The organism is Klebsiella sp. BDA134-6 (genome assembly GCF_015601345.1).
Classification (GTDB): domain Bacteria; phylum Pseudomonadota; class Gammaproteobacteria; order Enterobacterales; family Enterobacteriaceae; genus Klebsiella; species Klebsiella grimontii.
Window position 1 is genome coordinate 2748714 of record NZ_CP064784.1, and the last position, 15832, is coordinate 2764545.

The window sequence follows — 15832 nt, forward strand, 5'->3', positions numbered from 1 at the left end:
AGATGCGCAGACGATTTTGCTATCGCGCCACCGGGCAAAACCCAGACTAGGTACTTTGCCAGCAAAAAGGGCCCCGATTGGGGGCCCTGAGGGTTACTTCTGCTCCGGGAGCGCGTAGGCGATGATGTAATCGCCGCGATCCGGCGACTGGCGAGCGCCGCCCGCGTTGATGATGATGTACTGTTTACCGGTTTTCGGCGATACGTAGGTCATCGGGCCGGACTGGCTGCCGACCGGCAGACGCGATTTCCAGATCTCTTTCCCGTTGGCGGTATCAAACGCGCGCAGGTAGAAGTCCTGAGTGCCCGCAAAGAACAGCAGACCGGACTGGGTGGATAACGACGCACCCAGCGTCGGCATGCCGATGGGGATTGGCATATGCATGCGGATCCCCAGCGGGCCGGTGTCCTCAACGGTGCCTACCGGAACCTGCCACACCAGTTTGCCGGTTTTCAAATCAACCGCTGACATGGTGCCGAACGGTGGTTTCTGGCATGGAATACCCAGCGGCGACAGGAAACGCTCGCGCATGGCGCCGAACGGCGTGCCTTCCATCGGCACGATCCCCATTTCGATACCGCTGGCGTCCTTCGCCACTTTGGCGCGCGGCACCATATAGTTGGCGAGGCCAAGGCGCATATCGTTGACGAATATCAGACTGTTATTCGGATCAACCGATACACTGCCCCAGTTCATCCCGCCCAGCGAGCCGGGATACTGCAGCGAACGGTCCTCGCCCGGCGGGGTGAAGACGCCCTGGTGGCGCATCTCTTTAAACTGGATACGGCACAGCAGCAGGTCGACAGGCGTCGCGCCCCACATATCCGACTCGGTGAGCGTCTCGTTGCCAATCATCGGCATACCGACGGAGTAAGGCTGGGTAGGCGAGTAGCGCTCGCCTTTAACGTTGCCGGCCGGAACCGGACGTTCTTCGACTTTAGCGACCGGTTCACCGGTGGCGCGGTTAAGCATAAAGATCATGCCCTGCTTACTGGTTTGCACCAGCACCGGCGTGGTGCCGCCTTTACCGTCAGGCAGATCGTACAGCAGCGGCTGGGAAGGCAGGTCGAAGTCCCACAGATCGTGATGGGTGGTTTGATAATGCCAGCGGACCTGGCCGGTCGTGGCGTCAACGGCCACGATGGATGAACTGTATTTATCGTCAAGCGCGGTACGTTCGCCGCCAAAGAAGTCCGGCGTCGCGTTACCGGTCGGCAGATAAATCAGATTCAGCTTCGCGTCGTAGGACATGGCGGACCAGACGTTCGGCGTGCCGCGCGTATAGGTCTGGCCTGTCGGCGGTTCTCCGGTCAGCGCCGGGTTGCCCGGATCCCATGCCCACGCCAGTTTCCCGGTGTGGACGTCATAGGCACGAACGACGCCCGGAGGCTCGCCGGTGGAGAAGTTATCCGCCACACGACCGCCAACGACCACGACATTACCCGCCACCAGCGGCGTGGAGGTTTGCTGGTAGTAACCCGCTTTGATCTCGCCCATGCCAATGCTCAGATCAACGATACCGTGGTCGCCAAAGGCGTCGCACAGTTTGCCGTTGTCGGCATCAATAGCGATCAGGCGGGCATCGGTAGTAGGCAAGAACAGGCGACGGGAGCAGGCGGCCGGCTGCGCGTCGGCGGCAGGGGAAACCTGAACCTGGCTATCTTCGTAATAGCCTAAACCACGGCAGCGCTGCCAGTTGGGGGCGGTGGCTTTTGAATCGTAGCGCCACTTCTCTTTGCCGCTATCGACATCCAGCGCCAGCACTTTGCTGTAGGGCGTACAGACGTAAAGCGTATCGCCAATCTGCAGCGGCGTGTTCTGGTCTTCCGCGCCGGAGCCATTGCTCTGCGGAATATCGCCGGTATGGGCGATCCAGGCGACCTGCAGCTGGTCGACGTTCTGTTTGTTAATCTGGTCGAGGGCGGCAAAACGGTCGCCGTGGGTGGTGTTGCCCCAATGCGCCCAGTTTTTCTGCTGCTCGCCTGCGGCGACCGGTTTAACCGGCACCGCCTCGCTGGCGCTGACCAGCGGCTGGGATTTGAACATCCAGGCGAAACTGACCAGCAGCACCACGGCGAGCACCGCCGCCAGGCCAAATGCCGGCCCTTTTTTCGCCGGCTGGCGGGAAAGAAACGGCCAGACCAGCGCGCAAAGGAAGGCCAGTACGCCGAGGGCGAACAGGCGGGAGAATAGCGGCCAGTAGGTCCAGCCCGCGTCGCTAATCGCCCAGACGATCGATGCGACAAACGCAACGGCGTACAGCATGATACCGCCGCGGCGGCTGCGGAAAATGAGCACCGCGGCGATAACCATCACCAGGCCCATCAGCGCAAAATAGAACGTCCCGCCGACGGAGGCGAGCTTCGCACCAAGAATACCGATAGCCAGGCCGATGATCAGCATCAGCCCGGCGAGAAGCCACTGTAGGATCCGGGGGAACCCTCGCGGCGCGTTGTCAGTTGCCATTTTTTCTCCTTCACCACCCCTGAACAGGTGTGAACCAGATAGATCAATTCTTCAAGTGAACTCTTTTGAATGAAGTAATGATAACCTTCATAAAAGCGTAATTTTTACTGTTATTGATTTCATGTGAACCATTTGGTGAAATCGCGGATATGATAGATCTGTTAAAGAAATTTACGCAATTGTTAATGAATGATTTCGCACTAATTGAATATTGTGGTGAATAGTTCCGGGCAGCAGCAGGGAAAACGGGCGGATTATCTCTCCCCGACGCGCGAAGCCGGGGAGAACGCGATCAGACGGGCATGGATTTGCGAATGGCGCTGAGCAGGGTTTGCGTACCCGCAGTGAGCGTGGCGTCCACTCGGGTGAGGATCCCTATTGGTTCACCCGCGCCCTGGGTGGGCACCGGCAGCGCGGCCAGCAGCCCACGACGCAGGTCGTCTTTAACCGCGCCGGAGGGGACAAACCATACGTAGTCGTAGTCGACGGTGAGCTGGCGAGACAGTGAAGCCGACAGCGTCTCGATGCAGCCAGTGGGAATTTTGCAGCCCTGGCTTTGCAGCAGGGTTTCGGCGTTCTGTCGCGGCAGCGTGCCTTTAGGCGAAACCACCACCGGCCACTCCATGACCCGACTCAGCGTGACGGTTTCCTGCAGCAGAGGGTGTCCCGGACGAACCACCAGCTTCAGGGATTCGAGAAACAGCAGTTCATAGTTCAATCCGCTCATTAATTCCGGATCGGACATTCGCCCGATGCCGATATCGATTTCTCCCGATTTTAGCCCCGCCAGCAGCATGGTGTTATTCATGGTGGCGACCTGAAGGGTGATATCTTTTTGCTGCTGATGGAACTGGCCGATCACCGAGGGCAGGATCCCCAGCGCGGCGGTGGGGAGCGCTCCGATACGTACGATATCGCTGTTGAGGCCTTCTTTACGATTTAGCGCCTGACCAGCGGTATTGAGCGCGTCGAGCACTTTGACCGCATGGGTGAGAAACTGTTCGCCGACCAGCGTAAGCTGCGCGCCCAGGCGCCCCCGCTCAAACAGCCGCGTGCCGGTGAGCTGCTCCAGTTCGTTCAGCGTTTTGGATAAGGCCGGTTGGCTCAGATTAAGGGTTTCAGCCGCGCGCCCAAGAGTTCCCTGTTGAGCGACGGCCACGAAGGTATGTAGATGGCGCAAGCGAATGCGCTGACTGAAAAGACCATTTTTTTGCATAATCAATGTTAAAAACAGAGGTGTACCGATGACAAGTAAGGGCGTTTAAAATTGTTAACTTCATAGCAAAATATTATTAACATTTTATATTATTATTTTACAAGTTGATTTTATTGGCATTGTCGTTAAAGTACCGCCCCCTTGACAGCAGGGGCGGAAAAAGGAAGTGAAAATTCAGATATCGAAGAAGACGGTTTCGTTTTCGCCCTGCAGATGAATATCGAAGCGGTAAACGATCTCCGTCCCGCGCACCTCGCGCTGGGCGATGAGGGTCTGGCGGCGCACTTCCCACTCAATCAAATTCAGCACCGGGTCGGCCTGGTTAGCGTCCTGTTCGTCAGAGAAGTACATCCGCGTGTTGAGGCCAATATTAATCCCGCGGGCGACCACCCATAAATTGACGTGCGGCGCCATAGCGCGACCATCGCGGCCAACAACGGCCCCGGGTTTGATAGTTTCAAAGCGCCAGACGCCGCTGGTGAAGTCCGAGCAGCTGCGTCCCCAGCCGCGAAATGCCGTATCCAGCTTCTTACCCTGCTGTCGGTCGTCAGGATGGTTATAGCGCCCGGCGGCGTTGGCCTGCCAGATTTCCAGCAGCACATCGCGCACCGGGGTGCCGGAGCCGTCGATGACTCGACCTTCAATAGTAATGCGTTCGCCCTCGGTGTCGGCCGTCGTCAGCGTCGGACCAAAGTTTCTCTCAAAGATATGAAAGCCGGCGGCGTCCGGCGCCAGGCCGATATGCACATAAGGGCCAGCGGTTTGCGAAGCGGTTTCAGGTAAAAAATCTCTCATCGGGCGGCCCCCTGCGTGCGGTTTTCAAACAGCGTTGCGCGATGACCGCGCAGCACGAGATCAAAACGGTAGGCCAGAGAGTCCAGCGGGACGGCGGCATGGGTATCCAGCTCGGCGATCAGCGTTCTGATGGCATCATCGTTATTGATGGTTTTGACAATAGGGCACTGTTTAATCAGCGGGTCGCCCTCGAAATACATCTGGGTGATAAGACGCTGCGCCCAGGCTTCGCCGGAAAGCGAAAAGTGAATATGCGCCGGACGCCAGTCGCTGACCTGGTTGCGCCACGGATAGGGGCCGGGCTTGATGGTGCGGAAACAATAGTAACCGTTCTCATCGGTCAGCACGCGTCCGCAGCCGCCAAAGTTCGGGTCGATAGGCGCCAGATATTGATCTTTCTTATGCCGGTAGCGGCCGCCCGCGTTGGCCTGCCAGACTTCGACCAGCGTATTTTTCATCGGCCGACCAAACCCATCGCGAACGTAGCCGTGCACGATAATCCGCTCACCAATCGGCAGGCCGTCTTTGGCGTAGTTCAGGATCAGGTCGTTATCAAGTGCGCCAAGATCGTCGCTGCTGAATACCGGGCCGGTGATCTCCGAAAGTGAATTCTGCAGGGAAATGAGCGCATTGCGCGGCGAGCGCAGCACGCTGGTTTTGTAGCCCGGCGCGTAGGCGGGAGGATGGCTACTGTAGTCGCGATGCAGGACCTCGCGCGGTGACCATTTGTCGTTCATGAGGGGACTCCGTGTTATCGGTAGAGAGGCATGTTGTTGTAATGTCGCCACATGCAGTGTGTGTAAATGTTTTGTTAATTTAAAGTGAAATTAAAGGGTGTTTAACATAACCGGTGGTTATGAAGTGAGCGGATGAAAAGAAACCGGCCAGCTACCGGCATCACAGTTTGTAAATTCTTCCCGCCGTCTTCAGACAGCTTTCCTACACTCCAGGGAGAATTCACTGGAGGTAAGACATCATGGCGAACACCATCACGGCTGATGAGATTCGGGAAAGCTTTTCGCAGGCGATGTCGGCGATGTACCAGCAGGAAGTTCCGCAGTACGGGACGCTACTGGAGCTGGTAGCCGACGTTAATCTGGCGATACTGGAAAATAACCCGACGCTGCACGAACAACTGGCCAACGCCGATGAGCTGGCGCGGCTGAACGTTGAACGCCACGGCGCGATCCGCGTCGGTACGGCGGAGGAACTGGCGACCCTGCGTCGCATGTTTGCCATTATGGGCATGTATCCCGTTAGCTATTACGATCTGTCGCAGGCCGGCGTACCGGTTCACTCCACTGCGTTTCGCCCCATCGATGACGCGGCGCTGGCGCGCAATCCGTTTCGCGTTTTTACCTCGCTCCTGCGCCTTGAGCTGATCGCCAATGAGGCGCTGCGCAAGCGGGCGGCGGAAATTCTTGCCCGGCGTGATATCTTCACGCCGCGCTGTCGCGAACTGATCGCACTTCATGAACAGAAGGGGGAGTTCACCGCCGCGGAGGCGCGTGAATTTGTGCAGCAGGCGCTGGAAACCTTTCGCTGGCATCGACATGCCACCGTCGATGAGGAAACCTATCACGCCCTGCACGAAGAGCACCGGCTGATTGCCGATGTGGTCTGTTTCCCCGGCTGTCACATTAATCATCTGACGCCGCGCACGCTGGATATCGACCGGGTTCAGGCGCTGATGCCTGAATGCGGTATCGCGCCGAAAGCGTTAATAGAAGGCCCGCCGCGCCGCGATGTGCCGATTTTGCTGCGCCAGACCAGCTTTAAGGCCCTTGAAGAGCCGGTGATGTTTGCCGGGGAGCATCGCGGCACCCATACGGCCCGCTTTGGCGAAATAGAGCAGCGCGGCATCGCCTTGACGCCGAAGGGCCGCGCTCTGTACGACCGACTGCTTAGCGAGGCGGGGGTGGGCAAAGATAATCTTAACCATCAGCGCCATCTGCAGGAGGTGTTTAGCCCGTTCCCGGACAGCGAATTCCTGCTGCGTCAGCAGGGGCTGGCGTACTTTCGCTACCGCCTGACGCCCGCAGGCGAGGCGCACCGCCAGGCCTTTCGGCCGGGCGACGATCCGCAGCGGCTGATTGAGCGCGGCTGGGTTATCGCGCAACCAATTATTTATGAAGACTTTTTACCGGTCAGCGCCGCCGGGATTTTTCAGTCCAACCTGGGTAACGAGATACAGGCCCGCAGCCACGGCAACGCCAGCCGCGAGGCCTTTGAGGAGGCGCTGGGCTGTGCGGTTTACGATGAGTTTGGCCTTTATCAGCAGGCGGAGGAGCGCAGTAAACGACGTTGCGGTCTGCTGTAAAATCAGTACTCTGCTGGCATGAGTCGTAAAAGGAAGCAGGCCATGCAGAATCCGTCTACCCCGCTGGTGAAAACCCGGCAGGGCACACTATCCGGCACCTCTGAAGAGAACATGCATATCTGGCGCGGTATTCCCTATGCCGCGCCGCCCGTCGGCGATCTTCGCTGGCGCGCGCCGCAGCCTGCCGCCCGCTGGCAGGGCGTACGTCGGGCGGAGACTTTCTCGGCCTCCAGTTGGCAAGATATTGAGTACTGTCGTGAGCTCGGCGGCGGCGATCCCGGCAGTTTTTCCGAAGATTGCCTCTACCTTAACGTCTGGTCACCCGCTTCGCGCGCGCAACCGCTGCCGGTGATGGTCTGGCTGCACGGCGGCGGCTATACCATCGGCGCGGGAAGTTTACCGCCCTATGACGGCAAAGCCTTAGCCTCCCGTGACGTTGTCGTGGTGACGGTCAACTACCGGCTGGGGCACCTGGGCTTTTTTGCCCATCCGGCGCTGGAGGAGGAAGCGGGCGAGCGCATCTATAATTTCGCGCTGCTTGACCAAATTGCCGCCCTGCAATGGGTTCAGGATAACATTCACGCTTTTGGCGGCGATGCGGCTAACGTCACGCTGTTCGGCGAGTCCGCCGGGGCGCGCAGCGTGCTGTCGCTCATGGTTTCGCCGAAATCCCGGGGACTGTTCCATAAAGCGATTATCCAGAGCGGCTATACCTTGCCGGATCTGCCGCGGGAAAAGGCGCTGGCCAAAGGGCAGCTTATCGCTGAACACTTCGCTTTACCGCAGGCCAGCGCCGAACAGCTGCGGGCGATTCCGGCAGAGGCGTTCTGGTCGCTGACCGCGCCGCTTACCATCGGCCCGGCGCCGATTGTTGGCGATGCCGTGCTGACCCAGCCGATGCTGGAAACCTTTTTTAGCGGGCGTCAGCATCCGCTGCCGGTGATGATTGGTTCAAACAGCGATGAGGCCAGCGTGATGGCGGTGTTTGGCGTCGATATCGCCGGACAGATCCAGAAGCTTCGCCGCGAACGGCGCTTGGGTCTCGGGCTGATTAAACTGCTGTATCCCGGCGTCAAAGGCGATGAAGCGTTGGGGCGTGAAGTCTGCCGCGATATGGCGTTCACCACCCTGGGCTACGTGGTGATGCAGGCGCAGCAGCGGGTAGGGCAACCGTGCTGGCGCTACTGGTTTGACTACGTTGCCGAGGCGGAACACCAGACCTATCCGCACGGCGCATGGCACGGGAATGAAGTGGCATACGTTTTTGACAACCTCGATCTTGCCGAGCCGGTACGCCAGTATGCTAACGATCGCGACCGGACCTTTGCCGGCCAGGTCGCCGACTATTGGGCTAACTTCGCCCGCGTGGCCGGTAACGGCTGCCACGATCTCCCAGGGGCGGTGCGCTGGCCCGCCAGCGTGCGCGGTCGGGATCGTTTGTTGCGTATTGGCCTGCACAAACGAGCCGGTTTTAAGGTGGAAAACCGCTTTATGCGCGCGCGGCTGGCGCTGTTTCGCCGGGTGATGAAGCATCATGTGACCCTTGATTGACGCTGCCCGGAAGATGCCCTGAGCCGCTGCGTGTTCTGTAAATGGGACGATGCGTCCCACTTTTGGCGGCTAATCCTCAGCCAGTGATTACACTATGATCGGTGCTGTTAACCCTACATCCGCGGAACCGGGGTTCCGACGGAAAATGTGATGCTGATATGAGGATGAAATCATGGCTAAACCGTATGTTCGTCTGGATAAAAATGATGCCGCCGTGCTGCTGGTCGATCACCAGACCGGATTGCTCTCTCTTGTGCGCGATATCGATCCCGATAAATTCAAGAACAACGTCCTTGCCCTCGGCGACCTGGCGAAGTACTTCGCTCTGCCGACCATCTTAACCACCAGCTTCGAGAACGGCCCTAACGGTCCGCTGGTGCCGGAACTAAAAGCGCAGTTCCCTGATGCGCCATACATCGCGCGGCCGGGCAATATTAACGCCTGGGATAACGAAGATTTTGTGAAGGCGGTGAAGGCGACGGGCAAGAAGCAGCTGATCATCGCCGGGGTGGTGACTGAAGTCTGCGTGGCATTTCCGGCGCTGTCGGCCATCGAAGAGGGCTTTGATGTCTTTGTCGTGACCGATGCTTCCGGTACCTTTAACCCAATTACCCGCGATGCCGCCTGGGATCGTATGTCGCAGGCTGGTGTGCAGCTGATGTCGTGGTTCGGCGTTGCCTGCGAACTGCACCGCGACTGGCGGAATGATGTTGAAGGGCTAGGGACGCTGTTCTCTAACCATATTCCGGACTATCGCAACCTGATGACCAGTTTTAACCTTCTGCAGCAAAAATAGTCGTTCTCGCGGCCAGCGTTCGTCTGGCCGCTTCCCGTCACGTTTCGCTGGCGCTGTCTTTCGTGTGAAGCATCGCTGCCTGGCGAAATCATCGCCGCCCTGTGAATATCAGCAATTCGGTCTGGTCCGGTGGACATATTTTTTTCACGCATTTCTGCCGTCAACAATTGGATTATCAATCGTTTTTGTCTAGAGTGAGCGACATTCACGACGCATGGGTTTGTTACGTCGCGTCTCAATTCACATATGAAGAAGGATGCTCTCTCAGGCATGAACCGCAGACGTTTTCTCAAATCTTCCATGGCTGTTGCCGCCGTATGCGGAACGTCAGGAGTCGCCTCTCTATTTTCAAAAGCCGCATTCGCCGAGGACTCAGGAATTGCCGACGGTCAGACCCGTCGCTTTGATTACTCCGTACTCCAGTCGATGGCCCACGATCTTGCGCGTCAGCCCTGGGGCGGCGCGCCGCGCGATCTGCCGCCAACCCTGGCAAACCTGACCCCCCAGGCCTACAACAGCATTCAGTACGATGCTGCGCATTCGCTGTGGAATAATATTGAAGAGCGCAAGCTGGACATTCAGTTCTTCCACGTGGGGATGGGGTTTCGCCGCCGCGTGCGGATGTTCTCCCTGGATTCGCAAACCCAGCAGGCGCGGGAAATTCACTTCCGCCCTGAGCTGTTTAAATATAATGACGCCGGCGTCGACACCAAACAACTAGAAGGCCAGAGCGATCTCGGCTTTGCCGGATTCCGCGTGTTTAAAGCGCCGGAGCTGGCGCGTCGCGATATCGTCGCCTTCCTCGGCGCGAGTTATTTCCGCGCGGTGGACAGCACGTATCAGTACGGACTGTCAGCCCGCGGTCTGGCGATCGATACCTTTACCGATACGCCGGAAGAATTCCCTGACTTCACCTCTTTCTGGTTTGAGACCGTTAAACCGGGAGCTACGGTATTTACCGTCTATGCGCTGCTCGATAGCCCAAGCGTCACCGGGGCCTATAAGTTCGTCGTGAACTGTCAGGATACGCAGGTGATTATGGATGTGGAAAACCACATCTACGCGCGTAAAGACATTAAACAGCTGGGCATCGCGCCGATGACCAGTATGTTTAGCTGCGGCAATAACGAACGAAGGATGTGCGACACTATCCATCCGCAGATCCACGACTCCGACCGCCTGTCGATGTGGCTGGGCAACGGCGAGTGGGTGTGCCGTCCGCTGAACAACCCGCAGAAGCTGCAGTTCAACGCTTTCCAGGATAAGAATCCGCGTGGTTTTGGCCTACTGCAGCTGGACCGCGATTTCTCCCACTATCAGGATATTATGGGCTGGTATAACAAACGCCCAAGCCTGTGGGTGGAGCCGCGCAACCAGTGGGGCAAAGGGGCCGTCAACCTGATGGAGATCCCGACGACCGGTGAAACGCTGGACAATATCGTTTGCTTCTGGCAACCCGAGAAGCCGGTGAAAGCCGGGGATGAGCTGGACTTCCGCTATCGACTCTACTGGAGCGCGCAGCCGCCGGTCCGTTCGCCGCTGGCGCGGGTATTGGCGACGCGTACCGGCATGGGTGGTTTCCCTGAAGGCTGGGCGCCGGGTGAGCACTACCCGGATAAATGGACCCGTCGTTTTGCCATCGATTTCGTCGGCGGCGACCTGAAGGCCGCTGCGCCAAGAGGTATCGAGCCGGTGATTACCCTGTCGAGCGGCGAAGCGAAGCAGATAGAGATTCTCTACGTGGAACCGTTTGATGGTTATCGTATCCAGTTTGACTGGTACCCGACCTCTGATTCGACCGACCCGGTCGAGATGCGCATGTTCCTGCGCTGCCAGGGTGAGGCGATCAGTGAAACCTGGCTGTATCAGTACTTCCCGCCAGCGCCGGATAAACGCAACTATGTCGATGACCGGGTCATGAAGTAATAGCCCGTCACTCCGCCCGCCGAGGTGAGTCTGCGGGCGTTTTTCTTTTTATCAGACGATTAATCAGAGTGCGCCATGTCTGCCGAAAATACCGCTTCGATCGAACGCATTCCCGTCACGGCATCGCTCTCCCTGCGCGCGGTGGATGAGCGCTACGTGACGGAGTTGCACCAATTGGTAATGAAAAACCAGCGCTGGCTCCAGCAATCGCTGAGCTGGCCCGCTGACGTCAGTCACGAAGATGAAACCCGCCGCCACGTGCAGGGCAACGTGATGCTGCACCAGCGCGGTTACGCCAAAATGTTTTTGCTCTTTCTGCAGGAAGAGATCGTCGGCGTGCTGTCGTTTAACCAGATTGAGCCGATCAATAAGACCGCCTATATCGGCTACTGGATTGATGAGAGCCATCAGGGGCAGGGGCTGCTCTCTCAGGCGCTGCAGGCGCTGATGGACTTTTTTGCCCGCAGCGGGACGGTTCGCCGCTTCGTGATTAAATGTCGGGTAGCAAACCAGAGAAGCAATCAGGTCGCTCTGCGTAACGGTTTCACCCTCGAAGGGTGCCTGAAGCAGGCCGAGTATCTGAACGGTTCGTATGATGACCAGAATATCTACGGGCGCATTATTGATTGTCGCTCTGAGCAGTTCCCGGGTCGCGGCTGACGCCTTACCCGGGCTACAGGCCTTACGGACATGCAGCCCGGGCAAGGCGCGTTGAGCGCCGGCCCCGGGAATAGCAATAGCGCGCAGGGGCCTGAAGCTGATAAACCACGCGGTCGGGAGCAAAGGTCACAGAAAGCCGACAATGGGCGTGCGGGTAAAATGCTCGTCTCCGTTTATTACTTTCTCCCCGCGGATATAAATGGCGTCGCCTGCGCTGGCCTCAATTCGCGCCCGATCGCCGATCGTCACCTGATGTTCAATCACCACATCGCCGCAAATGACCGCATGGCCTTCAATTAACACGCTATCGTCAAGCAGAATTGGCCCGCCGCGCAGGTACGCATGTCCACCGACCATCGCCCGATGCTTCAGCAGGCAGTTTCCTTCGACCACCGCATGCTCCGCCACCTGCGAACTGTAGCGCAGGGTGGGGATGGCGTCCTCTTCACGGCCGGCGATAATCTTCGCGTTACCGTATACCCTGGCGTTATCGCAGACCCAGACGTCGTTCTCATCGTTGCCCTCCAGCCGCGCCTGGTCGAAGATTTCCGCCCGATGCTCAACAAACGCGTGTTCGACAAAGGCATCGCCGTAAATTTGCGCCTGGTGAACGATTCTCGATGCGCTGACCGTCGCCCGCTGATAAATCCGCAGGATTTTATCATTGTCTGCGGTCAGGCCCCGGGCGGCGATAATATGACAGTGGGGGAGAATGCGCGCATTGTCGGCCAGGTGACAATATCCGCGAATCTGCGAATGCGAAACGGTGACGTTGTCACTTATTCGCGCGGAGTGGCTAACGTGTACGCTATCCAGTCGGACATTATCGCTGATAATCGCCCCCAGGCTGATAATACACTCGCCGGTTAAGCGCGCGTTGCCCTCGATTTTCCCTCCGGCAAAAACGGCGCTATTGGCGTCATAAATCCAGCACTCGCCGTCATGGCTCAGGGCGGCCTCATCATCGATCCAGCCGCCTTCGTCGCCGGTTTTCACGTCGGCGAAATCCCGCAAGGCGATAATTTGCCGCAGATTTACGCTATGTTTAATGCCGTCTGTCTGGTAGTGAAACGGGCGAACCTGTTCGCTGAGGGAATATTTGCGCATCGGCCTTACTCATTACATATGGTTAACATAAACATAGCAAAAAACGCCGTAGCGCGTTTTTGAAGGTTCTTTTAGAATGCAACTTAAGATAAATTGAAAGTTTAAACAAAATGAATAAAAAGCAGGGCGCGAGCCGGGTGCTGAATCTTCCGGCGGGCTATTTTGGTATGGTTCTGGGCATTATCGGCATGGGCTTCGCCTGGCGCTACGCCAGCACGATCTTGCCGGTGAGCCGGATCGTCGGCGACGGTCTGGTGGTCACGGCAACGGTCATCTGGGCGCTGCTGGCGCTGGCTTTTATCGGCCGGGCAGTCCGTTTCCCGCACAGCGTAGTGCAGGAGATGCGCCATCCGGTCGCCAGCAGTTTTGTCAGCCTGTTTCCGGCCACCACGATGCTGGTCGCTATCGGTTTTGTACCCTGGCTGCGTGCGCTGTCTCTGGTGTTATTCAGCATTGGCGTAGTATTGCAACTGAGCTATGCGGCCTGGCAGAGCGCCGGGCTATGGCGGGGGAGCCATCCCAACGAGGCGACCACCCCGGGCCTCTATCTGCCGACGGTGGCAAACAACTTTATCAGCGCCATGGCCTGCGGCGCGCTGGGCTTTACCGACGCCGGACTGGTGTTTCTTGGCGCCGGATTATTCTCCTGGCTTAGCCTTGAACCGGTGATTCTGCAACGCCTGCGTAGCGACGGAGAACTGCCGATGGCCATGCGTACATCGCTCGGCATTCAGCTGGCTCCGGCGCTGGTGGCGTGCAGCGCCTGGCTGAGCGTGAACGGCGGCGAGGCGGATACCTTCGCTAAGCTGCTGTTCGGCTATGGTCTGCTTCAGCTGCTGTTTATGCTGCGCCTGATGCCGTGGTACCTGCGCCAGCCGTTTAACGCCTCGTTCTGGAGCTTCTCATTCGGCGTTTCCGCGTTGGCGACCACCGGCCTGCATCTCGGTCATCAGCATCCGGACGGCTTTTTCCACACCCTCGCGCTCCCGCTGTTTCTCTTTACCAATCTGATCGTTGGGCTGCTGCTGATTCGTACCTTCCTGCTGCTGATGCGCGGTAAACTGCTGATTCGCGTCGAACGCGACACGTTATTAAAAAACAAGGATTAACCATGACTCTTCGCGACGAAAATTACTTCACCGACAAATATGGAATGACCCGCACCCACTCCGAGGTACTGCACGCCGCCACGCTGATTGCACCGGGCAAGGCGCTGGATCTGGGCTGCGGCAACGGGCGCAATAGCCTCTACCTGGCGGCCAACGGGTTTGACGTCACCGCATGGGATAAAAATCCGGCCAGCATCGGCAATCTTGAGCGTATTCGTCAGGCGGAAGGGCTGGAGAATCTGCGGACGGCGATTAAGGATCTTAACGCCCTCAGCTTTGACGGCGAGTATGACTTTATTCTTTCGACCGTGGTGATGATGTTCCTGGAAGCGAAGACCATCCCGGGTCTGATTGCCAACATGCAGCGCTGCACCCGGCCCGGCGGCTACAATCTGATTGTTGCGGCCATGGATACCGACGATTTTCCGTGCACCGTTGGCTTCCCGTTCGCGTTTAAACCGGAAGAGCTGCGCAACTATTATTCAGGCTGGACGTTGCTCAAATATAACGAAGACGTCGGTGAACTCCACCGCACCGACGCCAACGGTAAGCGGATTAAGCTGCGTTTCGCCACGATGCTGGCGCGAAAGCTGGCTTAACGCGCCGCTAACAGGCAGAGCTGTAGCGCGGTCTGATAAGACGCCTCAAAGGCGCGCAGCGGCAGAAACTCAAATTTCGAGTGGAAGTTGTGCGCGCCGGTAAAGAAATTGGGCGTTAATACGCCTTTTGCCGACAGGGCCGCGCCGTCGGTGCCGCCGCGCATCGGCGTCGGTTTTGGCGTGATGCCTAAGCTTTCCATCGCTTTAAATAGCAGGTCAATAGCGCGGCGGTCTTCGCCAACGGCGTTGCTGATATTGCTGTAAATATCGCTCACCTGGTATTCCACGTGGCCCGTAGGATACTGCGCGGCGATTTGCTGCGCCACCTCGCCAATCTGCTGCTTACGGCGAGTAAAGCTTTCAAGGTCGAAATCGCGAATGCTGGCCTGCAGCAGGGTACTGTTCTGATCGCCCTGGATGCCGTTAAACCACACGTAACCCTCGCGTCCGGCGGTATGCTCCGGCGTTTGCTGGCGATCGAAATGGCTTATGTAATCGGTGGCCATCAGCAGCGGATTCACCAGCACCCCTTTTGACGACATTGGGTGGGCGGTCACGCCGGTAAAGCGAATTTCCGCGGCGGCGGCGTTAAAGTTCTCATAGACGATTTCCCCAAGCTCGCAGCAGTCGATGGTCCAGGCAAAATCGACTGCAAAGCGCGCGAGATCCAGCGCTTTCGCACCGCGCAGACCCACTTCCTCATCCGGCACAAACGCCACTACGATATCGCCGTGGCGGTGCTCCGGCGTCAGGTTCTCCAGCAGCGTCATCACTACCGTCACGGCGGATTTGTTATCCGCCCCGAGCACGCTGGTACCGTCGCTAAAGATAATCTCTTCATCAGGATACGCGAGGATTTCCGGATGCTCGGCGACGCGCAGCCAGATATCTTTTTCCCTGTTCAAACAGAGATCTTCACCAGTAAATCGCAGAATTTGTGGATGAATATCCGGCGACAGCCCGACGTCAACGGTATCGATGTGGGTAATAAAGCCAATCCGCGGGGCGCCTGCGACATTACCCTTTTTCACCGCCGTGACGGTTGCGTGTTGGTCAATCACAATCTCATCCAGCCCCAGCTGGCGTAGTTCATCCGCAAGCGCCTGCGCCATCGCGTGTTGCCCGGCGGTGGTGGGCAGAGTCGTGGCTCGCGGGTCGCTTTGGCTGGTTATCGCCAGGTAGCGAAAGAAGCGTTGGGTTAATTGACTGGCCAAGGCTGATGACATAGTGATTCCTTCTTTATTCGAGTTTTCAGGTGTTTGCAATCAGACTTTAGTGTTATGTATG

The 15832-nt window shown here is 57.9% G+C and carries 13 protein-coding genes; 7 read left to right on the plus strand and 6 right to left on the minus strand.

All coding sequences use genetic code 11. The features are described from left to right. Positions 1-93 precede the first annotated feature (93 nt). The 4 genes from IYV58_RS12680 to pcaH all read right to left on the minus strand — a co-directional run bounded on the left by IYV58_RS12680 (position 94) and on the right by pcaH (position 5214). Positions 94-2466, minus strand: a complete 2373-nt coding sequence (locus IYV58_RS12680; protein ID WP_195729653.1) for a membrane-bound PQQ-dependent dehydrogenase, glucose/quinate/shikimate family — start codon at positions 2464-2466, stop codon at positions 94-96. A 292-nt stretch (positions 2467-2758) separates the two neighbouring features. Next, positions 2759-3682: a LysR substrate-binding domain-containing protein gene (locus tag IYV58_RS12685; RefSeq protein WP_004120879.1), complete on the minus strand. Its 924-nt coding sequence runs from the start codon at positions 3680-3682 to the stop codon at positions 2759-2761. A 174-nt stretch (positions 3683-3856) separates the two neighbouring features. Continuing rightward, entirely contained in the window at positions 3857-4477 is a 621-nt protein-coding gene (gene pcaG / locus IYV58_RS12690; RefSeq protein ID WP_004120878.1) for a protocatechuate 3,4-dioxygenase subunit alpha, read from the minus strand. Next, positions 4474-5214, minus strand: coding sequence for a protocatechuate 3,4-dioxygenase subunit beta (gene pcaH, locus IYV58_RS12695; RefSeq protein WP_004120877.1), 741 nt, complete (start codon positions 5212-5214; stop codon positions 4474-4476). Before pcaH ends, pcaG begins: the two co-directional genes overlap by 4 nt. A 239-nt stretch (positions 5215-5453) precedes the next feature. Here pcaH and IYV58_RS12700 point away from each other — a divergent pair, with 239 nt between their 5' ends. From IYV58_RS12700 to rimL, 5 genes are all read left to right on the plus strand, one after another. Beyond that, positions 5454-6797, plus strand: a complete 1344-nt coding sequence (locus IYV58_RS12700) for a 2-oxoadipate dioxygenase/decarboxylase HglS (RefSeq protein ID WP_049114505.1) — start codon at positions 5454-5456, stop codon at positions 6795-6797. Positions 6798-6839: 42 nt separating this feature from the next. Beyond that, complete coding sequence (locus tag IYV58_RS12705; RefSeq protein WP_195729654.1) at positions 6840-8348, plus strand: carboxylesterase/lipase family protein; 1509 nt, start codon at positions 6840-6842, stop codon at positions 8346-8348. Between the two features lie 172 nt (positions 8349-8520). Next, positions 8521-9144 carry an isochorismate family cysteine hydrolase YcaC gene (ycaC, locus tag IYV58_RS12710; protein ID WP_004120873.1) on the plus strand — a complete coding sequence of 208 codons (624 nt, stop codon included), beginning with the start codon at positions 8521-8523 and terminating at the stop codon, positions 9142-9144. A 270-nt stretch (positions 9145-9414) separates the two neighbouring features. Further along, positions 9415-11070 carry a glucan biosynthesis protein D gene (locus IYV58_RS12715; protein ID WP_049114504.1) on the plus strand — a complete coding sequence of 552 codons (1656 nt, stop codon included), beginning with the start codon at positions 9415-9417 and terminating at the stop codon, positions 11068-11070. A 75-nt stretch (positions 11071-11145) separates the two neighbouring features. Further along, positions 11146-11730 carry a 50S ribosomal protein L7/L12-serine acetyltransferase gene (gene rimL / locus IYV58_RS12720; protein ID WP_004120867.1) on the plus strand — a complete coding sequence of 195 codons (585 nt, stop codon included), beginning with the start codon at positions 11146-11148 and terminating at the stop codon, positions 11728-11730. Between the two features lie 126 nt (positions 11731-11856). On the opposite strand, the gene ydcK is transcribed toward rimL, so the two are convergent. Beyond that, on the minus strand, positions 11857-12837 hold the full coding sequence (ydcK, locus tag IYV58_RS12725; protein ID WP_112165173.1) for a YdcK family protein: 981 nt from the start codon (positions 12835-12837) through the stop codon (positions 11857-11859). A 110-nt stretch (positions 12838-12947) separates the two neighbouring features. Between ydcK and tehA the strand changes: the two genes are divergently transcribed. Together tehA and tehB are read left to right on the plus strand one after the other, a co-directional pair. After that, positions 12948-13946: a dicarboxylate transporter/tellurite-resistance protein TehA gene (gene tehA / locus IYV58_RS12730; RefSeq protein WP_123828110.1), complete on the plus strand. Its 999-nt coding sequence runs from the start codon at positions 12948-12950 to the stop codon at positions 13944-13946. A gap of 2 nt (positions 13947-13948) precedes the next feature. Next, entirely contained in the window at positions 13949-14545 is a 597-nt protein-coding gene (gene tehB, locus IYV58_RS12735; RefSeq protein WP_004120858.1) for a tellurite resistance methyltransferase TehB, read from the plus strand. Here the strand turns inward: tehB and pepT are convergent. Then, positions 14542-15771, minus strand: coding sequence for a peptidase T (pepT, locus tag IYV58_RS12740; RefSeq protein WP_195729655.1), 1230 nt, complete (start codon positions 15769-15771; stop codon positions 14542-14544). The two genes, tehB and pepT, sit on opposite strands and share 4 nt — an antisense overlap. Positions 15772-15832 lie beyond the last annotated feature (61 nt).